Here is a 1,140-nt window from a genome sequence, read left to right on the forward strand (position 1 = left end):
ACGGTGAATGCTGTAAATGATGAACCGGTAGCTGTAGATGATGTTGCCACAGTAGATGAGGATAATTCAGTAACTGTTGCAGTACTGGATAATGATTCTGATGTGGATGGAGACGGACTTACCGTTGTAAGTACAACCAATCCAGGCAATGGATCGGTGGTGATCAACGATGATGGAACCATCACCTATACGCCAAATCCTGATTTCAACGGTACAGATACTTTCACCTATACTATTTCCGATGGAAATGGAGGAACTGATACTGCTACGGTAACCATAACTATAAATCCGGTAGATGATCAACCCGATCCGCCTATAGTAATAGAGGTGGTCCAACCAACGTGTGAATTACCAACAGGAACCATCACTGTTGAGACTATTGAGGGATTAACTTATAGTGTTAACGGAGTGGATTATCAAGGAAGCGGAGTATTTAGCGATCTTGAACCAGGAACTTATGAGATAACTGCTCAAACAGCAGGAGGCTTAACCTCAGAGATCACAGTTGTGACTTTGGAAGAGCCGATAGCTGAGCCAATTGAACCGAGTTCTGGGATAGTTCCAACGTGTTACGATGAGGAACCATATGACTTATTCCAACTTTTATCTGGAGAATATGATGACACAGGAACCTGGGTAGATTCAAATTCAGTAGAAATTTTAGATGGTCTCTTGGACTTACGTTCCTTCGAAGATAATTTAGGAACCTTTACCTTCAATTATGTACTCTCAGGTAACTGTCCTTCTACGACCGCAGTGCAATTAACGATAGATGATTCTTGTATCGTATTAGATTGTAGTATAGATGATATTAGAGATAGTATTTCTAAAGCTGTAACGCCGAATGGTGACGGATTTAATGACTTCTTTACAATAGGTGTGGATCTGGATTGTGGATTTACTTTCGATGTGAAGATCTTTAATAGATGGGGTGCAGAGATCTATACCATGAGAAATTACCAAAATAATTGGGATGGATTCTCAGATAAATCATTTACAAGCTCGAACCAACTGCCTTCTGGTACGTACTACTATATCATAGAAATTAATGGTGCTAGTGGTTTAGGACCAATTCAAGGATACATCTTCTTAGGAACTAAATAAGCTATAAACATGAAAAACTTCTATATTCTTATATCG

At 39.4% G+C, this 1,140-nt stretch carries 1 protein-coding gene; it reads left to right on the forward strand.

Annotated features, from left to right (window positions below):
* Nucleotides 1–1,104, forward strand: a 1,104-nt coding sequence (locus ABYT07_RS21340; RefSeq protein WP_372994000.1) for an Ig-like domain-containing protein, incomplete at its 5' end; no start/stop codon positions are given.
* Nucleotides 1,105–1,140 lie beyond the last annotated feature (36 nt).

Source organism: Sulfitobacter sp. (genome assembly GCF_041552635.1).
GTDB lineage: Bacteria > Pseudomonadota > Alphaproteobacteria > Rhodobacterales > Rhodobacteraceae > Sulfitobacter.